This window comes from Methylobacterium sp. GC_Met_2, from assembly GCF_026540795.1.
GTDB lineage: Bacteria > Pseudomonadota > Alphaproteobacteria > Rhizobiales > Beijerinckiaceae > Methylobacterium.
This window is the reverse complement of record NZ_JALNUM010000238.1, coordinates 1-2,297: the sequence shown is the minus strand read 5'-3', so window position 1 is coordinate 2,297 and position 2,297 is coordinate 1. Positions and strand designations below refer to the sequence as shown.

Annotated in this window: 1 protein-coding gene and 2 pseudogenes; all 3 read right to left on the bottom strand. The window is 65.3% G+C overall.

The genetic code is table 11. The features are described from left to right. Positions 1 to 15: 15 nt before the first annotated feature. Positions 16 to 486 (bottom strand): annotated as a pseudogene (locus tag OXS49_RS33165) (IS3 family transposase); the annotation flags it as partial. A gap of 199 nt (positions 487 to 685) precedes the next feature. Next, a complete protein-coding gene (locus OXS49_RS33750; protein ID WP_346016981.1) occupies positions 686 to 1,783 on the bottom strand; it encodes a transposase in 1,098 nt (365 codons plus the stop codon). Positions 1,784 to 1,807: 24 nt separating this feature from the next. Further along, a pseudogene (locus tag OXS49_RS33155) lies at positions 1,808 to 1,993 on the bottom strand (transposase); the annotation flags it as partial. Positions 1,994 to 2,297: the final 304 nt, after the last annotated feature.

Below are 2,297 nucleotides of genomic sequence, written 5' to 3'. Positions count from 1 at the left end.
TGGACTTGCTCCGGTTTAATGGAGAGCGGTCTGGTGGTTGAAGCCCCTCTCGAATTGGATAGGGCTGGTGAAGCCCAGCGCCGAGCGGCGGCGGCGGAGATTGTAGAAGCCATCGATGTAACGGGCCAGCGCGACGATGGCCTCCGCTCGCGTCTGGAACGTGGTGCGCTAGACCAACTCGTTCTTCAGCGTCTTGAAGAGCGTCTCGACCATCGCATTGTCAAAGCAGTTGCCCTTGCCAGACGTCGATATCACGATGTCATGTCTTCGTAGCTCCGCCTGATACTCGTCTGAACAGTACTGACTGCTGCGTTCGGAGTGATGGAGCAAATCTGATCCGGGTTGCCGGACAACGAAGGCTCGTCGCAGCGCGGTCAGCGCGAGTTCCTTGTGAAGACGGTCGCCCACCGCCCAGCGCACGCCCCGCCGGGAGTACAGGTCGAGGACCACCGCCAGGTACAGCCAGCCCTCTCGCGTCCAGACGTAGGGGAGAGATACTGTCGGCAAATCAGGCAGCTGCGGCCAAGGCTGCGAACCGTATCACGCGTGTTTTGGCCCGGGGCGTCTCTGCCAGCCAGTGGACAGCACGTGAGGCATTCATCGCGGCGGCAACGAAGACGTGCTGCAGTCCGGTCTTGGCTTGGCCGATGTATCGGCTCCGGCGCAGGCCGAAGGCGCGTACGCCCTAGGAGAGCGTGCCCACGATCCCGACGCGGATGCGATATCGCTCCTTCCAGACCGGATCCTGCATCCGGTACCGCGCGGCATTCAGCGCCTCGTATTCCGAGCGTGGCAGGAAGTAGACGGAGCGGCGCGTCTCCTTGGAGGAGGTACAGGATCGGCGCGCGGGGCAGGCGCAGCAATCGGTCCGGCTGAACACCGCCTGGAAGCGTGGAGCTCCGACCTCGCCACGGGTGGCGCGCCAAGTCACCGCCGTTTTGCCCTGCGGATAGGTGACCTGCTCGTGCTTCCAGTCGATGACGAAGTGGCGCTGCTCGTAGGATCGTTCAGCTTCCGTTGCCCGCTGCGGCATGGCGCGGACTGGCCCTTCCAGCGCGACAGCATGGTCTCGCCGGCTTCCGACCAGCAATCCCGCATCGACGTAGCTGGCATCCACGAAGTGTTCGGCCGGCAGAAGGTCCTTGACGGCCAGCTGCTCGTGGATCGCGGCCGTGCTTGCCAGGTCGGGCTGCATCGCCGGGCAGGTCATTACGTTCGTGACGAGGTGAGCTGCGTCCGCGTCGCAGACTTCGGTGATGTGAACCTTATAGCCCGACCATTCCATCTGACGCTTCGTGCTGTAGTGGACTTCTGGGTCGTAGGGGGATTGCAGCCGCTCGCCGACCGGCGGCAGCTCCGGACCGCTGCGCCAGCGTGGCGGCCCACCTCCCGCACGGGCATAGTGCACGCGCCAGACTTCGCGCAGGGTGCCGACCATCGGGACGCCGCGGGCCTCGGCCGGTGTATCCGGCGCGTCCAGGGCCTCAAACAGGCTGAACCTGTCGGCACCGATCGCGAGAGAGAGGGCTTCCCGCTCCGCCCGACCCTTGGGCAGCCGGTAATCCTCGACCCGGCGTCCGTAACGCTCGAACCAGATCGGCTGCGTGATCCCGCGCAGCCAATCCGGCGCGACGGCGGCCAGATCGTCGAGCGCAGCGCGCAATGTCTCGGCGGTCAGTTCGAGCAGGTGCAGATCGTGCACGGCGGCCAGGACGTGCCTGCTGTCGGTGCGCTGCTTGCCGCGCGCCTTGACCAGGCCGCGGGCCCTGAAGCACGTGAGCATCCGATCCAGAAGCAGGTGCGCGGCGTCACCGGCGATGAGGCGGGTTCGGAACTCGGTGAGGACACCGAAGTGAAAGCCCGGGTCGGTGAGTTCGAGCCCGAGCGCGTACTTCCAGTCGATCCGGGCGCGCACGGCATCCGCGGCCTGTCGATCGCTCAGTTGCTCCGAGAACTGAAAGACCGTGACGAGGGCCAGCCGCCAAGGCGGGAGCCCGGGCTGGCCACGGGTCGGGTAGAGGCCACCAAGTCCTTGTTCTGATAAAGGGAACTGAACTCGTCACGCAGCCGCGTGGCCGTCTTTCCCTTGGGGAACGCCGCCTTAGCAACCCGCACTGTCTCAGCCGGGATCGTGCCGATCGGTTCCGGTCGCAGGCTCATCGGGCATCTCCATGCCAATGCCCCCACCCCCGATTCGCCGACAGTATCTAGTGGTTGAGCTCTGACGGTTGAGTCCGTGTGGGGTTTCGGTTTGAGGCCCATCCTGCGAGTCCGGCGGGATGCGCAGTGGCATCTCT